At 68.4% G+C, this 15,266-nt stretch carries 15 protein-coding genes, 1 tRNA gene and 1 riboswitch; of the genes, 5 read left to right on the top strand and 11 right to left on the bottom strand.

Annotated features, from left to right (window positions below):
* From J2X42_RS18845 to J2X42_RS18830, 4 genes are read right to left on the bottom strand one after another with little or no spacing between them, the layout of a single operon-like run.
* Positions 1 to 948: an ABC transporter permease gene (locus J2X42_RS18845; RefSeq protein ID WP_310167380.1), complete on the bottom strand. Its 948-nt coding sequence runs from the start codon at positions 946 to 948 to the stop codon at positions 1 to 3.
* A 7-nt stretch (positions 949 to 955) separates the two neighbouring features.
* Positions 956 to 2,602 (bottom strand): ABC transporter substrate-binding protein, encoded by a 1,647-nt coding sequence (locus J2X42_RS18840; RefSeq protein ID WP_310167379.1) that lies wholly within the window; start codon positions 2,600 to 2,602, stop codon positions 956 to 958.
* The gene (locus tag J2X42_RS18835; RefSeq protein ID WP_310167378.1) at positions 2,599 to 4,005 is read right to left on the bottom strand and encodes an NtaA/DmoA family FMN-dependent monooxygenase; all 1,407 of its coding nucleotides are present in this window, start codon (positions 4,003 to 4,005) and stop codon (positions 2,599 to 2,601) included. The genes J2X42_RS18840 and J2X42_RS18835 overlap by 4 nt, the downstream gene beginning before the upstream one ends.
* Before the next feature lie 12 nt (positions 4,006 to 4,017).
* Positions 4,018 to 5,124: an LLM class flavin-dependent oxidoreductase gene (locus tag J2X42_RS18830; protein ID WP_396134112.1), complete on the bottom strand. Its 1,107-nt coding sequence runs from the start codon at positions 5,122 to 5,124 to the stop codon at positions 4,018 to 4,020.
* A 36-nt stretch (positions 5,125 to 5,160) separates the two neighbouring features.
* Positions 5,161 to 5,270, bottom strand: a riboswitch (SAM riboswitch).
* Between the two features lie 201 nt (positions 5,271 to 5,471).
* On the opposite strand from J2X42_RS18830, the gene J2X42_RS18825 reads away from it, so the two are divergent.
* From J2X42_RS18825 to J2X42_RS18815, 3 genes are read left to right on the top strand one after another with little or no spacing between them, the layout of a single operon-like run.
* Positions 5,472 to 6,434, top strand: coding sequence for an LLM class flavin-dependent oxidoreductase (locus J2X42_RS18825; protein ID WP_310167376.1), 963 nt, complete (start codon positions 5,472 to 5,474; stop codon positions 6,432 to 6,434).
* A complete protein-coding gene (locus J2X42_RS18820) occupies positions 6,427 to 6,699 on the top strand; it encodes a hypothetical protein (protein WP_310167375.1) in 273 nt (90 codons plus the stop codon). The genes J2X42_RS18825 and J2X42_RS18820 overlap by 8 nt, the downstream gene beginning before the upstream one ends.
* 38 nt (positions 6,700 to 6,737) lie before the next feature.
* Positions 6,738 to 7,154: a rhodanese-like domain-containing protein gene (locus J2X42_RS18815; RefSeq protein ID WP_310167374.1), complete on the top strand. Its 417-nt coding sequence runs from the start codon at positions 6,738 to 6,740 to the stop codon at positions 7,152 to 7,154.
* Between the two features lie 97 nt (positions 7,155 to 7,251).
* On the opposite strand, the gene J2X42_RS18810 is transcribed toward J2X42_RS18815, so the two are convergent.
* Together J2X42_RS18810 and J2X42_RS18805 are read right to left on the bottom strand one after the other, a co-directional pair.
* Positions 7,252 to 8,304: an LLM class flavin-dependent oxidoreductase gene (locus J2X42_RS18810; RefSeq protein WP_310167373.1), complete on the bottom strand. Its 1,053-nt coding sequence runs from the start codon at positions 8,302 to 8,304 to the stop codon at positions 7,252 to 7,254.
* Positions 8,301 to 10,001 (bottom strand): MFS transporter, encoded by a 1,701-nt coding sequence (locus J2X42_RS18805; protein WP_310167372.1) that lies wholly within the window; start codon positions 9,999 to 10,001, stop codon positions 8,301 to 8,303. The genes J2X42_RS18810 and J2X42_RS18805 overlap by 4 nt, the downstream gene beginning before the upstream one ends.
* A gap of 211 nt (positions 10,002 to 10,212) precedes the next feature.
* Here J2X42_RS18805 and J2X42_RS18800 point away from each other — a divergent pair, with 211 nt between their 5' ends.
* Positions 10,213 to 11,751, top strand: a complete 1,539-nt coding sequence (locus J2X42_RS18800; protein ID WP_310167371.1) for a PLP-dependent cysteine synthase family protein — start codon at positions 10,213 to 10,215, stop codon at positions 11,749 to 11,751.
* On the opposite strand, the gene J2X42_RS18795 is transcribed toward J2X42_RS18800, so the two are convergent.
* From J2X42_RS18795 to J2X42_RS18780, 4 genes are read right to left on the bottom strand one after another with little or no spacing between them, the layout of a single operon-like run.
* On the bottom strand, positions 11,685 to 12,125 hold the full coding sequence (locus J2X42_RS18795) for a hypothetical protein (protein ID WP_310167370.1): 441 nt from the start codon (positions 12,123 to 12,125) through the stop codon (positions 11,685 to 11,687). The genes J2X42_RS18800 and J2X42_RS18795 overlap by 67 nt on opposite strands.
* Before the next feature lie 13 nt (positions 12,126 to 12,138).
* The gene (locus tag J2X42_RS18790; RefSeq protein WP_310167369.1) at positions 12,139 to 12,288 is read right to left on the bottom strand and encodes a hypothetical protein; all 150 of its coding nucleotides are present in this window, start codon (positions 12,286 to 12,288) and stop codon (positions 12,139 to 12,141) included.
* Entirely contained in the window at positions 12,285 to 12,608 is a 324-nt protein-coding gene (locus tag J2X42_RS18785) for a hypothetical protein (protein ID WP_310167368.1), read from the bottom strand. Before J2X42_RS18785 ends, J2X42_RS18790 begins: the two co-directional genes overlap by 4 nt.
* Positions 12,605 to 13,123 (bottom strand): flavin reductase family protein, encoded by a 519-nt coding sequence (locus J2X42_RS18780; RefSeq protein WP_310167367.1) that lies wholly within the window; start codon positions 13,121 to 13,123, stop codon positions 12,605 to 12,607. Before J2X42_RS18780 ends, J2X42_RS18785 begins: the two co-directional genes overlap by 4 nt.
* A 280-nt stretch (positions 13,124 to 13,403) precedes the next feature.
* Here J2X42_RS18780 and J2X42_RS18775 point away from each other — a divergent pair.
* Positions 13,404 to 13,477, top strand: a tRNA-Cys gene (locus J2X42_RS18775).
* 21 nt (positions 13,478 to 13,498) lie between these two features.
* On the opposite strand, the gene J2X42_RS18770 is transcribed toward J2X42_RS18775, so the two are convergent.
* Entirely contained in the window at positions 13,499 to 15,238 is a 1,740-nt protein-coding gene (locus J2X42_RS18770) for a DUF222 domain-containing protein (protein ID WP_310167366.1), read from the bottom strand.
* Positions 15,239 to 15,266: the final 28 nt, after the last annotated feature.

The raw sequence follows: 15,266 nt of genomic DNA, 5'->3' as shown, positions 1-15,266 counted from the left end.
CTAGGCCTTGGCCGTCTTGCCGACGTTGATGCGGGGGTCCACGAGCGGATAGATCAGGTCCACCACCAGGCTGGTGACCACAAAGATGGCAGCCGCCAGGACCACGAGGGTCTGGACCACGGTAATGTCCCGGCTGTTGACGGCCGTGACCGTGAGCCGGCCGATGCCGGCGCGGGAAAACACCGTTTCGCTGACCACCGCACCGGCGAGCAGGTTGCCCACCAGGATGCCCAGCATGGTGAGGGTGGGAATGGCGGCGTTCCGCAGGGCGTGGCCGAACTGGACGAGCGTCTCGCTGGCACCCTTGGCCCGGATCTGTTCGATGTACGGTTCGCCCAGGGTCTGGTGCAGGCTGCGGGAAAGCAGCTGGGCGATCACGGCTGCGGTGGGGATCGCCAGGGTGAGCGCCGGCAGCACCAGGCTCGCGGCGCCGTCGTTCCCGATGGCGGGGAAGAGCCGCAGGCGGAACGAGAACAGCTGCAGCAGGAGCAGCCCGATCCAGAAGGTGGGCAGGGCGATCCCCAAGGGCGGCAGCGAGCCGAACACCTGCCGTACCCACCGGTTGCGGCTGAACGTTGCCGCAATGGCGAGGGCACTGCCGAGCAGCACTGCCAGGGCAAATCCGGCGATGGCGAGCCTGATCGTTTCCGGCAGGACCTCCCCCACGGCCTGCGTGGCGGCCACGCCGTTCTTGATCGAGACGCCGAAGTCGAGCTGGAGGGCTTTGAGCAGGGCGATGAAGTATTGCTCGTGGATGGGGCGGTCGAGCCCGTACTCGCTGCGGAGCTTCTCCACCAGGGCCGGGTCCACGGCGTTCTGTTCGTCCCCGCTGGCCATGATGCTCACGGCGTCGCCGGGGAGCAGGTAGAGGATGAAGAACGAGACGGTGTACGCGGCCCAGAGCACAAAGGCCCCCTGGAGGAGACGTTGCCCGATGTAACGGATCATCTGGTGGCTACTTGCTGAGCCAGGCGTCGTAGAAGTCCAGCCGGCTGGAGGCTTCGAACTTCAGGCCGTGGACCTTCCCGCTGGCCGAGATGGTGGTGGACAGCTCATACAGCGGGATCGAGTGCGCATCCTTGATCAGGGCTTCCTGGGCCTCGTCCACCAGTTTCTGGCGTGCAGCCTTGTCCAGTGCCGCCGCCTGGTCACCCAGGATGGTGTCCACCGGAAGGGCTCCACGAAGGTTGCTGCCGCCCCGGGCCGTATTGGAGGCGAAGACCGTCCGGAGCACGTCCGGGTCACTGCGGGTCAGGTTGCCGTAGGAGAAGTCGTAATCCTTGTTGGCCTGAGCTGCCGTGACGTCGGCGATGGTGGTGAACTTCAGCTGCAGGTCCACGCCCACAACCTTCAGCTGCTGCTGGATGAGTTCCAGCACCTCCTTAGGAGACTGCCAGTAGGTGACCAGGAACGAGAGTTTCTGGCCATCCTTGGCGCGGATTCCGTCGGTCCCGGGCGTCCAGCCGGCGTCGTCCAGCAGTTTCCTGGCACCCTCGGGATTATGCTTCAGCAAGTCGCTCAGGTCGCTGAAGAACGGCGTGGTGTGGGACAGGACGCCCTTGGCCGGCTGATCGTTCTCAGTGAGCAGCGTCTGCGTGATCTCCTCGCGGTTGATGGCCTTGGAAATGGCCTGACGCACCGCTGTTTCCTTGAGCTTGGGGCTGGATTCGTTGGAGTACAGGTTGTAGACCACGCCGGGGTTGGCCCGGGTTTCGTTCCAGAAGCCGTTGCCGTCAAAGAGCTTGGCGTCGGCGGCCGAGATGGCCGCGGTGGCATCGATCTGGCCAGACTGCAGGCTGCCTGTGCGGTTTCCGGCTTCCGGGATGATCTTGAAGGTGACGGTGTCCAGGTAGGCCTCGCCCTTGTTGCTGTTGGTGGAAGCCGGCCACGCGTAGCCTGCCCGGCGGGCGAGGACAGCTTCCTTGTCCACCGTGTAGCTCTGCACGGTGAACGGTCCGGAGCCGGAGAATTTGCCGGCGCAGCGGTCCGCCTCACTGAGGGCGGCCGACGCCGGGGACAGCAGCCCAAGGGTGAAGGTGGACGTGGCCTGCAGGAACTGGGCGTTGGGCTTGGAGAAGTCCACCACCACCGTCCTCGCATCCTTGACCGTGATGGCGCTGACGTCGCTGAGATACGTGGACCCCAGCGTCGCCTTGGCTCCCAGGGCCTTGATCGCTTCAAAGTTGGTTTTGACCGATGCCGCGTCGATGGGCGCTCCGTCGGCAAAGGTTGCGTCCGTACGGAGGGTGAAGGTGAAGCTGGTGGCGTTGGCGTTGGCCTCGAACTTCTCGGCCAGCCAGGGCACGATTTCACCCGTGGCCGGGTCCTGCGAGGTCAGCGACGCTACCGTCTGGCGGGCGATGGCGATGGCGTCGTTGTTGCCCACCTGCTGCGGATCGATGCAGCCGCGGTCCACGGAAACGGCGAAGTTCAGGTTGCCGCCCGCAACGGGGGTGGCGTCGGCACCCTGCTGGGATCCGGCGTCGGCCGTTCCGCCGCATGCAGAAAGCAGGAGGGAAGCTGCGCCCAGGAACGCCACCACGACGGCGGACTTCCGGGCGCTGCGGAATGTCTGGGTTCCAGACGGGTTCAGGCTGTTCATGCTACGTCTTCACTTTCTTGGCGTCGGGTCCTGCTGCGGCGGGTCAGCGGGGCGCGGAGCCCCAGGTTGTCGCGGAGGGTGGTGCCTTCGTATTCGGTGCGGTAGACGCCGCGTTCCTGGAGCCTGGGAACCAGGTGGTTGACGATGTCGTCCAGGCCGGTGGGGATGATCCAGGGCGTGATGTTGAACCCGTCCACGGCGCCCGTGTGGGCATATTCGGCGAGGAGGTCGGCCACCTCGTCGTAGGAGCCCACGAGCCCGCGGCCGTTCACGGCTGACCGCTGGGACACGAACTGCCTGATGGACAGCCCCTTATCCGTGGCTTCGGCCCGCCATTCGGCGGCGAGTTCCTTGGCGCTTTTGCCGTGGAAGGCGTTGCCGCGGGTGGCGTTGGTGACCTCCACCACCGGATCGATGTCCGGCAGCGGGCCGTCGGGATCGTATTCGTCGAGGGTGCGGCCCCAGAACTGCTCCAGGTAGGCGATCGCGGTCTGCGGCCCCACCTGGCGTTCGCGGACCCACTGCAGCTTGTCTTCCGCTTCCTTGGCTGTGGGTGCAAGGATGAATTCCTGGCCCGGGAAGATCTTGACGTCGTCCGCCGGCCGCCCCGCCTTCAGGGTTCGCGCCACGATGTCCTCGCGGAATTTCCTGGCGGCCTCAAGCCCGGCGTGCCGGGAGAAGATGACGTCCGCGTTCCGGACGGCGAAGTCCCGGCCCGTGGCGGAATCCCCGGCCTGGAACAGCACCGGGTGCTGCTGGGAGGAGCGCGGAAGCCGTCCGGTGATGTCGACGTCGAAGCTCGAGTCCTGCCTGCGGACGGGGGTGATGCCGCCCTCAGCGAGCCAGCGGCGGGAGTCCCGGGACCCGGCGATTGCGCCGTCAGCCCAGGAGTCCCAGATCGCTTTGGCCGTCTGGACGAAGGCCTCGGCGCGGATATAGCGGTCCTCGTGGGCCAGGAATCCGCCGCGGCGGAAGTTGGCGCCGGTCCAGGCGTTGTCCGTGGTCACGATGTTCCATGCCGCCCGCCCGCCGGAGAGCAGGTCGAGGCTGGACAGCCGGTGGGCGAGGTCCGCAGGATCGTTGTAGGTGGTGTTCTGGGTGGCCACCAGTCCGATGTGCGACGTCACGGCAGCCAGGGCGGCGAGCGCCGTCTGGGCGTCCGGCCGGCCGGCGACATCCAGGTCGTGGATCCGGCCCAGGTGTTCGCGCAGGCGCAGCCCTTCGCCGAAGAAGAAGGCTGTGAACAGGCCGCGTTCGGCGGTCTGGGCCACCCGGCGGAAGGATTCGAAGTCGGTCTGGGACCCGCTGTCAGGGTCACGCCAGACTGTGGTGTGGTTGACGCCCTGGAAGAAGACGCCGAACTGGATCTTGCCGTCGCCGGCGATACGGGACGAAGTGCTCATGTTTTGGTCTCCCTAGAGTGCCGCGGCGGCGGCGTAGCGGTTGGCGGGTCGGGGCAAGCCAAAGGATTCACGCAGCGTGCTGCCCGGGGCAGGCGCGGCCAGCAGGCCTGCGCGGCGGAGTTCCGGAAGCACCACGGCTGCCAGTTCCGGCAAATCGGTGTCCAGGACCGCGGGACTGAGCCGGACGCCGTCGCTGTCCCTGAACAGCACGGCGAGGAGCTCCACCATTCCGGCGGCACCGCCCACATACCGGGCGCCGCCCGCCCAGGGCTGGTGGGCATCGAGGTCCGCCAGCCGGTCCGAGGCCCGGCGGCCACGGGCATCCAGCAGCACGTCAAGCTCCACCAGGGTGCGCGGCGCGCCGGCGTTGCGTGCGGCAGCCACCGCCGCCGCCAGGCCCTCCGGCGTTGCGGCCGACACCAGTGCCACGTCGGCTTCCACTGCCGGCAACAGCGCAGCGGCGGCGAAGACCGGCACCTGCCCCTGAAGGGGGCGGGGAATGATGGACGGGCCTTTCACGGCGAACCGGGAGCCCTCAAAGTCCGCGTAGTGCAGCTTGTCGGCGTCGAGATATCTGCCCGTCGCGGCGTCACGGATCACGGCGTCGTCCTCCCAGGAGTCCCACAGCCGCCGGGAACTTTCGACGACGTCCGCGGCCTCAGGCTGCACGTCAGCTTCCGGAAGGATCCCCCGGCCCACGGACCGGGCTTCCTGCCCGGAGTTCTCAGTGCTGACAAGCCAGCCTGCCCTGCCATGCGACGCGTAGTCCAGGCTGGCCAGTTGGGTGGCGACGTGGAACGGCTCGGTGTAGAGCACCCCGGCCTCGGGCACCAGGCCGAGGGACCGCGTCACCGGGGCGGCGAACGCCGCCCGCTGGACGGCGTCGATGCGTCCGGCAATTCCCGCGCCGGCGGTGTCGGTGGTGCGTGAATCGCGGAATGTGGCGAGATGGAAGCCGGCGATGTCCGCCGCCTGGACGGTTTCGCGGATGCGGCTTCCGCTCAGGAGCGTCCCCGGCCCGTGGGCGGCGAACCGCCATGCAGCCGGGTGCGCGCCGTCGCCGTCGAGCTCGATACCGAGCACAGCAGGACGCTTACTGGGTGTGGGTGAGGCAGGCATGGTTCCCTTATTTTTGGGGCCGCGGACGGCCGGTTTGACATTCGCTTGCCGCTGCTGCGGCCAGGTCTGTTTCCGGAGCACCCCGCCACATAATGCCTGAGGGTTGCCGCAGCACCAGCCGGTCCTTGGCGTGCTGTCTCTTGACCTAGGACCTGAATCTAGAGGGCTGCCGGGGGCGTCCACAACCGGCCCGACTTGCGGCGTCAAGCCGGGAAATGCGGCGTCAACCGGCGCTGCATTCCGTCATTTATGAACCAGTTTTGGGCCGGATTACCTGCCGTTTCGGGAGGTTGAGTCCGGTGACGGACCAGGTTTTGCGCCGAGCCGTGACTCCGTAGGGTCATGCCATGCCTAAGCCTCCTGTGGTTCCCCTTTCGGTCCTTGACCTCAGCCCCATCCCGGCCGGAAAGACCGCAGCCGATGCGCTGCGCAACAGCATTGAGCTGGCCGTTTCCGCCGAGGCGCTGGGTTATAAGCGCTTCTGGCTGGCTGAGCACCATCTGAGTCCCGGTGTTGCCGGCGCGGCGCCGCACGTGCTGTCGGCTCTGGTGGCCGCGGCAACCAGCACCATCCGTGTTGGCACTGCCGCCACCATCCTGGGCAACTACCGGCCGGTCCAGGTCGCGGAAAACGTGGGCACTGTTGCGGCCCTGTATCCCGGCCGCATTGACCTGGGCTTTGGCCGGTCCGGGGTGCCGAAACCTGAGGATCCTGCTGCCGCGGGGGGTCCGTCTGCTGCATCGGGGTCCGCAGAACTGGCCGCCGCAGCCCAGTCCGCGACAGCCGGGTCCACGACAGCCCAGTCCGCGCCAGGCGGGTCCGCGACAGGCGCCGGCAACCGCAACCTGGACGGGCTGGTCATTCCGCCGCCCCGCCCGCTCTTTGGCAAGGCCTTCCCGGAGAGGTTCCGGCTCCAGGCGGAGCTCCTGGGCCGCGTTCCCGGGGACGCGGACAACTTCGAAAGCGACGTGCAGGACGTCATTGCCTTCTTCTCCGGCCAGTACCGTGGCCCGGAGGGCGAAAGCGTGGCGGTCCGCCCCGCGCAGGGGCATTCCCCGCAGTTCTGGATCCACGGGTCCAGCGCCGGACCCAGCGCCCGGCTTGCCGGAAAGCTGGGTCTACCCTACGGGGCCAACTACCACGTGGCACCCTCCGCAGTCCTGGAGTCCGTCGCCGAATACCGGGCACATTTTGAGCCCTCCGAGTCGCTTGGCCAGGCCTTACGTGGCGGTGTCCGCCGACGTCCTGGTGGCTCCCACAGCCGCAGAGGCAGGAGTCCTCGGCGCCGGCTTCGAAGCCTGGGTGCATAGCATCAGGTCCGGCAAGGGCGCCATCCCCTACCCGGCGCCCGAGGATGCGGCAAAGTTGCCGCGGCTGGATCCGGCCGGGCATGACCTGGTCCGGGACCGGCTCGACACCAGGTTCGTCGGGGACCCGGCGCACGTTGTGTCCGGGCTGCGTGCCCTGCAGCGGGTCACCGGCGCGGACGAACTCCTGGTCACAACCATTACCCACAGCCAGGCCCACCGCCTCCGCTCCCAGCAGCTGCTGGCGGAGGCGTGGGGCCTCGGATAGCACAGCCAATCATCAAAACAACTATCAAAGGAGCACCCATGAGCGAGCAGAACACACCCCACGACCCCCAGCTGATCAGCCCGGAGGAAGCGGCCCGGCTCATCGAGGACGGCGTCCTGCTGATCGACGTCCGCAGCGAAGGCGGCCGGGCCAGCACCGGAAGCGTGCCCGGGGCCGTGGTGGTGGACCGTGAGAACGTGGCCCGGGATTTCGGCCCGGAGTCGTCCGACCGGCTTTCCCAGGTGACCGGAACCGACCAGAAGATTGTGGTCTTCTGCGGCTCGGTCAAAGGCTCAGGGCCCGTGGTCGAAAAGCTGAAGGTGCTGGGCTACTCCCGGGCGCTGCACGTTGACGGCGGCTTCCCCGCGCTTCGCGATGCAGGCGTGGCCACCACCGGACCGGCCGCGGAGCACGCGCCGGCGCAGCAGCCGGCTGCCGAACCGGCGGCGGTTTAGCGCCGTTCCCAAGCTCGGCAGCCGCCGTCGTAGTGCCCATTCCGGGCATCCCGACGGCGGCTGCCGGGCTTTGCGCTGCCACTGACTTGTGTGCCGCCTAGGCGGCTGCCGCGGCGTACTGCGGCTGCCATCCGAGCGCCGGCGCGACCAGGGTGGCGAAGCTGGTGACGATCTGCCGGTAGTCCTCGATGGAGAATTCGTAGGGCAGGTTGACCTGCAGTTCGGAGGCTGCAGCGGTCACAGGATCGGCGAGCAGAGCCTGGATGATCTCGTCGGCACTGCCCACCAGGTCCGGCGCGAACAGGGTCCGGCGCTCACCGTGTGGTTGGAGCGTACGCTCATGCCTGCTTTCGGCGTAGGCGCGGTAGCGGGCACGCGTGGCGGAGTCTGCACCGTCCGTGGGAAGGACCACACGGCCGACGACGACGCGCGGCGCCTGGGTCCCGCGGAAATCCTGCCGGTAGCGCCCAAGGTTGGCTGCCTGGGCCTCCGTGAACACGTTGCTGGCTTCGCCGGAGACAATGTTTCCGACCACCAGGTTGACCCCGCTCGCCGCTGCCCAGTCCGTTGACCGGGCCGATCCGGCCCCGTACCAGATGCGGCTGCGCAGGCCCGGACTGTAGGGCTGAAGGCGCGGACGCTGGGTGTTTCCCGGGGACTGGATGACAGTGTCCTCGTCTCCGATGAAGCGGCCCTCCAGGCACTCGAGCAGCCGCCCGATCCGGCGGTGCGAGAAGTCGAAGCCCCGCCAGTCGCCGTCAAAGACCTTTCCGGCGATGAGCTCCGCGTGCGGAGGGGCGCCGGCGCTCAGTCCGATCTGGAGCCGGCCGCCGGAGAGGACGTCCGCCATCGAAATGTCCTCGGCGAGGCGGAACGGACTTTCATAGCCGATGGGGATGACCCCGGTCCCCAGCTCAATCCGGGAGGTGCGCTGCGACGCCGCGGCCAGGAAGACGGTGGCGGACGATATCCCGTGTTCCAGGTGGCGCTGGCGTACCCATGCGCCGTCGTAGCCCAGCCGTTCGGCGAGCGCGAACAGCTGGAGCGTTTCCTCCAGACCCTGGCCCGGGGCGTGGTCCGGGTAGTTGCCGGGCGTCAGGAAGCTGATGGATTTCAGGCCGGAGGCCTGGCTGGTTTCGTGTGGTGTCATGATCCGGTTTCTCTCGTTTGCGGGATTTTGGGGTGGGGCTGGGACTGGTTCAGGGTGGAGTGTCGTTGGGCCCGCCGCCGGGCCGCCGCTGTCCGGATCCAGTCGGCGGCGCCTGCAAGGATGGCGAGCGCGGTGAGGGCTGAGCACAGGACGATTCCGTCGTGGAAGGCGCCCCGGAATCCGCCGCCGGGGACGGCCTCCTGGAGGAACAGGCCGGCAACGGCCGCAGAACAGAGCGCTGCGGAGAAACGCTGGCTCAACTGGTAGAAGCCTGCGGCGACGCCGGCCGCTCCGCCGGGTGCGTGGCCAAGTGTCAGTGCCTGGTTGGGTGCCACCACCAGGCCGGTGGCAACGCCCTGGACCAGGCCCACGGCAGCAACCGCTATGGCGGCCGCGGCACTGTCCAGGCCTTGGACGGCGAGGTCTTTGGCCACCAGGGTGCCGAACGAGGCTGCCAGGGCGAACACCACACCGGCCCGGCCGAACCGGCCGACGAACCGCCAGCTGAGGCTGGAGGCAAGCAGCATCCCGGCGGCCTGCGGGGCGAGGATTCCGGCGGCTGCCAGCGGGGCGAGGCCGGTTCCGGAGAGGAAGTAGAACGCCGTCAGGGCGGCCATGGCGGCGCCCACGCCGAACTGGGACAGTGCCACCACCGTGCCCAGAAGGAATCCCGTGGACCGGACCAGTTCCCGGCTGAGCAGGGGTGTGCGCCCGCGGCGGTGGTAAAGGAATTCCCAGCAGGCGAAGCAGAGCAGTGTGCCCGCCCCGGCGGCCATCCAGACGAGGAGGGAGCCTTGCCTGCCGTACACCGTGGGGGCGAGGAAAGCCAGGACCACCGATCCGAGCAGCAGGGCGCCCACGCCGTCGACGGAATTCGACGGACGCGTCCGCCGTGCCCCGGGTTCGAGGGAGGCTCGCGGTCCCCGGGAAGCGCCCGGTCCCCCGGAGGCGCCCGGTCCCCCAGAAGCTCCGGGCGCGGATGCCTTTGTCTCGGGGTCGGTTTGCCGGGCACGGGGCAGGAATCTGAGGGCCAGCGGCACCAGGACGAGCACCAGGGGAACGTTGACCAGGAACAGCAGCCGCCACCCGGCGTCCGGCGCTGCCGCTGACAACAGCACGCCGCCGATCAGCGGGCCGCAGACGGCGGCGAAGCCCCCGGCCGCCGCGTAGAACCCCAGTGCCCTGGCCCGCTGCGGCCCGGCATACAGATCCTGAAGGAAGCCCAGGACCTGCGGGTTGAGCGTCCCTGCGCCCAGTCCCTGCAGGAGCCGGGCCGCGATCACCACCCAGGGATCGGACGCGAGGCCGCCCACCAGGCTGAAGACGCCGAACACGGCGATGCCGGCGACGAACAGCGGCCTGCGTCCCAGGATGTCCCCCAGCCTGCCTGCCGGAACCAGTGCCACACCGAACGCCAACGAATAGCTGGCCAGGATCCACTGCACCTGGGCGGCGTCCGCGCCGAGCCCTGCCGCCATGGCGGGCACGGCCAGAATGAAGACGGACTGGTCCAGGAGGGTGATGAAGCCGGCGCCGAGGCACAGCCACAGTGCGGCGCGGGCGGCACGCGGACTGGCGGGTCCGGGCCGTCTGGGTGGTTCGGGCAGCGTCCGCCCGGCGACTGGCCCACCGCCGGCTGATCCTGCGTGTTGCGACCCTGCGTTTGCCGTCATCGAGTCTGTTGCCGTCCACCCCATAACCGGACTTTAGGGCCGGTTATGGGCCTGGCCTGCATCACGAGACACCGGATTAACCGCCGTTACCGCCGGTGACGGAATCCGTTGCGCCGGCGTCGTAATGTGTCTCCTGCGGCGCGAAAATCCGACACTCCAGCTCACAAACCGACACCCGGGGCAACGCACGTTAAGCCCTTTTGGGGCCGGCGGTTCCGGGCCTTAACGTGTGCCCATGACCATTTACGAGTCGGTGCTTGATGCCATTGGAGAGACTCCCCTGCTGCGGCTCCGGCGGCTCGGGACGGGACTGCGGCCCGCGATCTACGCCAAGCTGGAGTTCCAAAACATTGGCGGCAGCGTCAAGGACCGCGCCGCCCTGTCCATGATCCGGGCCGCCGAGCGGGACGGCCTCCTGGCTCCCGGAGGCACCGTGGTGGAGGGAACCAGCGGCAACACCGGAATCGGCCTGAGCCTGGTGGCCGCGCACCTGGGCTACCGCGCCGTCGTGTTTGCCCCGGCGTCAACGGCCGCAGAGAAGATCCGGCTGTTGCGTGCCTATGGCGCCGAGGTGCACCTGGTGGGTGACTTCGTGCCGCGCAGCCACGCGGACCACCTGGCCAACCGGGCAGCAGCCTTCGCCGCCAACACACCCGGGGCCTGGCTGGCGCAGCAGTACGACAACCCCGCCAATCCAGCGGCGCACTACGAATCCACCGGACCCGAAATCTGGCGCGACACTGCAGGCGGTGTCACCCATCTTGTGGCCAGCGTGGGCACGGGCGGGACGATCTCCGGCACCGCCCGGTTCCTCAAAGCCGCCAGCCGCGGAACTGTGCAGGTTGTCGCGGCCGACCCCGACCACTCCACCTACGGCGGCGGCGACGGTGCGGCCAAGTACGTTGAAGGGGCCGGCCACGCCCTGCACCCGGATACCACTGAGGACATCTGGCCGCAGGCCTTCGACACGGCCCTGGTGGACCGCTACTTCCGCGTCAGTGACAGGGATTCCATTCTCACTGCACGCCGCGCAGCGCGTGAAGAGGGCCTGCTTATCGGCGGCACCTCCGGAACCGCTCTGGCCGCCGCACTGCGCCTCGCCGAAGAGCTCGATGAAAGCCACACGGTGGTGGTGATCATCCCGGACTCGGGGCGCAACTACCTCTCCACCTATTTCGACGACGGCTGGCTCACCTCCACAGGGTTCGCCGAGCCGTCGGACGCATCCGAAACAGTCAGGTCGCTGCTGCCCGCCCCGGCGGCTGGGGATCAAATCCCGGGGGTGCATCTCCTGGCCGCGGACTCTTCCGTCCGCCACGCAAGCGACGAACTTCACCGGCGCGGCGTACCGGCCGACGAAGTGGTTTTCCTGGCGCTGGACCGGGGCGCCACCTTCGGGACCGTCCATCCTCGCGAGGCCGTGGCTGCCGTGACGCAGCGCTCCCTCCAGGCGGCGCTCGAGCGCGACCCGCGCTCTGCCGGTGAACCTGCGGCACTGCACGGGATTCCGTTCACTCCTGTTGGCGCGGGTACCCCCATTGCGGACCTTCCAACGCCGACGGGCGGCTCGGCGGGTTTGTCGCTGGACGGCGAACTACTGGCTGTGCTGGTGGACGGCAGGATCGTGGCCGCGGTGGCCGCGGTCCCCGCGTTTCCGTCGGCGACTCCGGGCCAGGCGGAGAATGCCCTGCAGGTAGAGACTGCGGGTCAGGTGGACGATACCTCAGCCAACGGCGCTTCCTGGGCCGGGGAGCCATCCTCGGTCAGGGCATAGTGGAAGACCCTGCTGCCGGGGTTTTCCAGCCTGCCGCGCGGCTCCACCCTGAACCACTCATGGCCCGCGACGGCGTGCGCCCAGGCGTCGGCTTCCTCCCAGTACACGTCGCCGGACCGCCGGTCGGGATGCACGTGCATCGCCACTGAAATCATGAACGTTGCGTCCTCGTTGCTGGGGCGCAGGGCGAAGCACACCACGTCAACGCTGACGCCGTGGTTCACGCAGGAGGGCTTGCGGGCCATGGCCGTGGCCGCACCCTCCACTGCACCTTCGTGGATGTCCTGCCAGGCGAGCGCGTACATCTGCCGGCGTAGCAAGGAGAGCTCGTCGCCGCAGATCATTTGGATCCGGCGGGTGAGGGTCCCGATCATGCTGGTACTTCCTTCAGGAATAGATGGGCCAATACTCGACGGCGGTGTGCCCGCGGTCGGCCGCGGCGCGGTCCCGTGCCGGGTGCAGCAGCGGCGCGGCCGCCCACAGGACGCCGGCGGTCAGGAGCACGCAGAAGGCGCCCAGAACCAGGACGATGGTCATGAGGGCCATCCGGCTGCAGGAAGCAGGCTGACACCGTCGGTGTTGCCAAGCATCTGGCGGCCGGATCCTTCCAGGCTGAGCACCCAGACAATTCCGGCGTCGGGCGTTTTGGCATCGACCCGGCCAAGGTAGGGAGGCCCTGCCGGAGGCGTGACGCTGACGGTTGACCCCACGTCGATGTCGGACCAGTCCTGGGCGGGGTGGTCCTGGCCGCCGTCGGGTCCAGCGTCGTGTTTAGGGTCCAGGCCCCGCCCGGTGTCCGACTCCCGTGCGAGGGGGCGCCGGCCCCGTCTTCGGGAGCCTGACTTGACCGGTGTCATGCAACGCTCTCCAGCAGCTTGGCCCGGGACGGCACGCCCTCGAAGTACCCGCCCTTGAAGAAGAGCAGCGGCTCGGCGCCGTCCCTTGCGCCGAGTGCGTGCACCGCGCCCACCACGATGGTGTGGTCGCCGCCGTCGTATTCCTCGTGCAGCTCGCAGTCCACCCACGCGAGGGCCTGGTCCAGGACAGGGTTGCCGAGCGGCGAGGCGGTGTAGTCGACCCCGGCAAACTTGTCGGTTCCGGAGCGGGCGAACTGGGCGGCGAGGTGCTGGTGCCCGGCGGGCAGGATGTTCACTGTGAACCGCCCGGCTTTCCGGAGTTGGGGCCAGGTGCTGGAGCTGCGGGCGGGGCTGAAGGTGACCAGGGCCGGATCCAGCGAAAGGGAGGAGAAGGACTGGCAGGTGAACCCGGCCGGGCCGTTGTCCGTAGCCGCGGTGATCACCGTCAGGCCGGAGGCAAAGTGGCCCAGGACGTGACGCAGGCGCTGGGGGGTGAGGTCAAAATGTTCCGTCATGTTCTTTTCCTTTCAAGGCCGATAATTCAAACCAACCACCCGTCCACGCCCCTTTCAACCGGGGGTGAAACGCGCCGACGCGCAGCGAAACTTGGCTTCACGGCCCGAAGCATGGGGTAACGAAAGGGGCATCTGACCAGCACATTCAGTCCGGCGTCGGAGTGTGTCGAACCGGCCCTGGCCGTTCATCCTGCGTCGCCAAACGTCGTCGTGTGCAATGGTCCGCAGGACTGGTTAACAGAGCGGGACAATACCGCGGCGGGTGCTTAGGCTACTGCTACGTGATGTGCCCGAGAGGCCAGGGAGCGGTCTGCAGAACCGCTGACGCGGGTTCGAATCCCGCCATCACGTCCATTCCCGGGGGCAGCGCGGCGCTCAGGTGGTTGCCTGTAATTCCGCAAAGGATCGTTCGATCAGCGCTTCGTCACGGAGCGTGCCTTCAGGCAGTGCTTCGTCAGGCAGTGCTTCGTCAGGCAGTGCTTCGTCAGGCAGCCTGCCGTCGGGGAGGGCCGGGTCTGGTTCGTGGCGCGCCAGTCGGTCCAGGATTTGGCGCGGCCATTGGGGTGGTTCCCAGTCGGGGTGTTCGCTGTGGTAGTGGCGGCCGGTGGGTGAGGTCCAGCCGGGTGGTTGGTCTTTGGTGGCTTCGGTGGGTGTCCAGGCTGTGGTGTGTTTGAGCCGGTGGTGTTTGGGGCACAGTGACTCAAGGTTGGTGATGCCGGTGGTGCCGCCGTGGGCCCAGGCGAGGAGGTGGTCGGCTTCGTTGTCCAGGGATTGGTTGCTGCAGCCGGGGAACGAACATTTCCCGTCCCGGAGCCGCAGCCATTGGCGCATCGCCGGGGGGATCCGGTAGCTTTCCCGTCCGATTTCCAGCGGCGCCCCGTCCCGCGGATCAAGCAGGACCCGGCGGAACGAGAACGCCCCGTCCGCGACCAGCTTCCGCGCCATCGAGGCGGGGACGGGCCCGTAGCCGTCGAGATCGGCCGGTTCGTCCGTGAGGCCCATCAAGGCAAAGACCGGCACCGTCACCAGGACCTGCGCCGCCGGAAACGGAACACGGCCCGCATCGACCCCGTCCGTGGCCGGAACCAGGACGGCCACGCCATCACTGCCCGTAGCCGTGTCGGTGGCCTGAACGCCACCAGCCACGCCATCATTGCTCGTGCTCGTGCTCGCGCTGGTGCTGGTGCTGGTGCTGGTGCTGGCGCCGGTGGCCGGAGCGCCACCAGCCACGCCATCAGCGTCGGAACTGGCGGCCGCGGCATCTGCGCTGCCGTCCGTCGGCCTGCTGGTGGTGATGCCGGCGCTGAGGAGCAGTTTCGCGGCGACGTCGGCGCGTAGTTGGGTCATGGTCCGGTCCTCGGCGGGGCCCTGCAGGGCCCGTGCTGTGGCGGTGACGCCGTTCCAGATCCCGGCAGCCTGATCCGCGGGCAGGTACGCGGAGAGCCAGGCCATCCCATCCCGGTCCGGGACGTACTCCAGCCGCCGGTCCAGGACACACTTGGCATGGCGTTTCTCGATGCTGACCGGGTGATGCCGTTCCCGCCACGTCCTGGCCTTCTGCCGGAACCGCGACGGGACCAGCTCACCGGCCGGGCGCATGGCGGGGTTGGGCGCGTCAGGGTCCAGGAAATGAGCCTCCAACGCCGCGGCACCGGCCGGGTCCAGGCTGCCGGCCTCGTCGACCATGACCCTCGCGTGCTGGAACGACATCGACCCCTGCTCCAAAGCGGCCTGGGTCAGCGGGAGTGTGGTGGTGAGTTGATGGGATTCGGCCAGGAGTGCTGATGCGCTCCGTTCGCTCACCGTCAGTGCGCAGGCGACCTCCGCGACGACGCCCATCTCCCGGGCCAGGCGCTGATGCGGAAGCTCTTCCGGAGGGGACATAGCCCGGGTTACGTTGGCAAACCCCGCGGTGAAACGCACCTTCCTGGCGGCAAGCATGGCCTCCAGCCGGGCCGTCACTTCAAGTCCTTCCAGGCATGCATCCGCCTGGTCACGCAGCGGGTCCTGGCCGGTGCACTCAGAGCGGCCCTCACTGCGGGCCGCCAACACCGCAAGCGCAGCCATGGAAGCCATCATGGCCTCCATCGAATCCACTGCCGTTCCGCTTCCCATACCCCCATCATCCTGCGAGGCACCCACA

This window comes from Arthrobacter sp. BE255, from assembly GCF_031457335.1.
GTDB lineage: Bacteria > Actinomycetota > Actinomycetes > Actinomycetales > Micrococcaceae > Arthrobacter.
The sequence above is the reverse complement of the archived record's forward strand: the minus strand, read 5'-3'. Positions and strand labels throughout refer to the sequence as shown.

Bases quoted from the DNA above. Each gene is read 5' to 3' on its own strand.
- J2X42_RS18810 (WP_310167373.1), bottom strand. From the start codon at position 8,304: ATGACACCACACGAAACCAGCCAGGCCTCCGGCCTGAAATCCATCAGC.
- J2X42_RS18805 (WP_310167372.1), bottom strand. From the start codon at position 10,001: ATGGGGTGGACGGCAACAGACTCGATGACGGCAAACGCAGGGTCGCAA.
- J2X42_RS18830 (WP_396134112.1), bottom strand. From the start codon at position 5,124: ATGCCTGCCTCACCCACACCCAGTAAGCGTCCTGCTGTGCTCGGTATC.
- J2X42_RS18785 (WP_310167368.1), bottom strand. From the start codon at position 12,608: ATGACACCGGTCAAGTCAGGCTCCCGAAGACGGGGCCGGCGCCCCCTC.
- J2X42_RS18770 (WP_310167366.1), bottom strand. From the start codon at position 15,238: ATGGGAAGCGGAACGGCAGTGGATTCGATGGAGGCCATGATGGCTTCC.
- J2X42_RS18790 (WP_310167369.1), bottom strand. From the start codon at position 12,288: ATGACCATCGTCCTGGTTCTGGGCGCCTTCTGCGTGCTCCTGACCGCC.
- J2X42_RS18825 (WP_310167376.1), top strand. From the start codon at position 5,472: ATGCCTAAGCCTCCTGTGGTTCCCCTTTCGGTCCTTGACCTCAGCCCC.
- J2X42_RS18780 (WP_310167367.1), bottom strand. From the start codon at position 13,123: ATGACGGAACATTTTGACCTCACCCCCCAGCGCCTGCGTCACGTCCTG.
- J2X42_RS18845 (WP_310167380.1), bottom strand. From the start codon at position 948: ATGATCCGTTACATCGGGCAACGTCTCCTCCAGGGGGCCTTTGTGCTC.
- J2X42_RS18835 (WP_310167378.1), bottom strand. From the start codon at position 4,005: ATGAGCACTTCGTCCCGTATCGCCGGCGACGGCAAGATCCAGTTCGGC.
- J2X42_RS18815 (WP_310167374.1), top strand. From the start codon at position 6,738: ATGAGCGAGCAGAACACACCCCACGACCCCCAGCTGATCAGCCCGGAG.
- J2X42_RS18800 (WP_310167371.1), top strand. From the start codon at position 10,213: ATGACCATTTACGAGTCGGTGCTTGATGCCATTGGAGAGACTCCCCTG.
- J2X42_RS18840 (WP_310167379.1), bottom strand. From the start codon at position 2,602: ATGAACAGCCTGAACCCGTCTGGAACCCAGACATTCCGCAGCGCCCGG.
- J2X42_RS18795 (WP_310167370.1), bottom strand. From the start codon at position 12,125: ATGATCGGGACCCTCACCCGCCGGATCCAAATGATCTGCGGCGACGAG.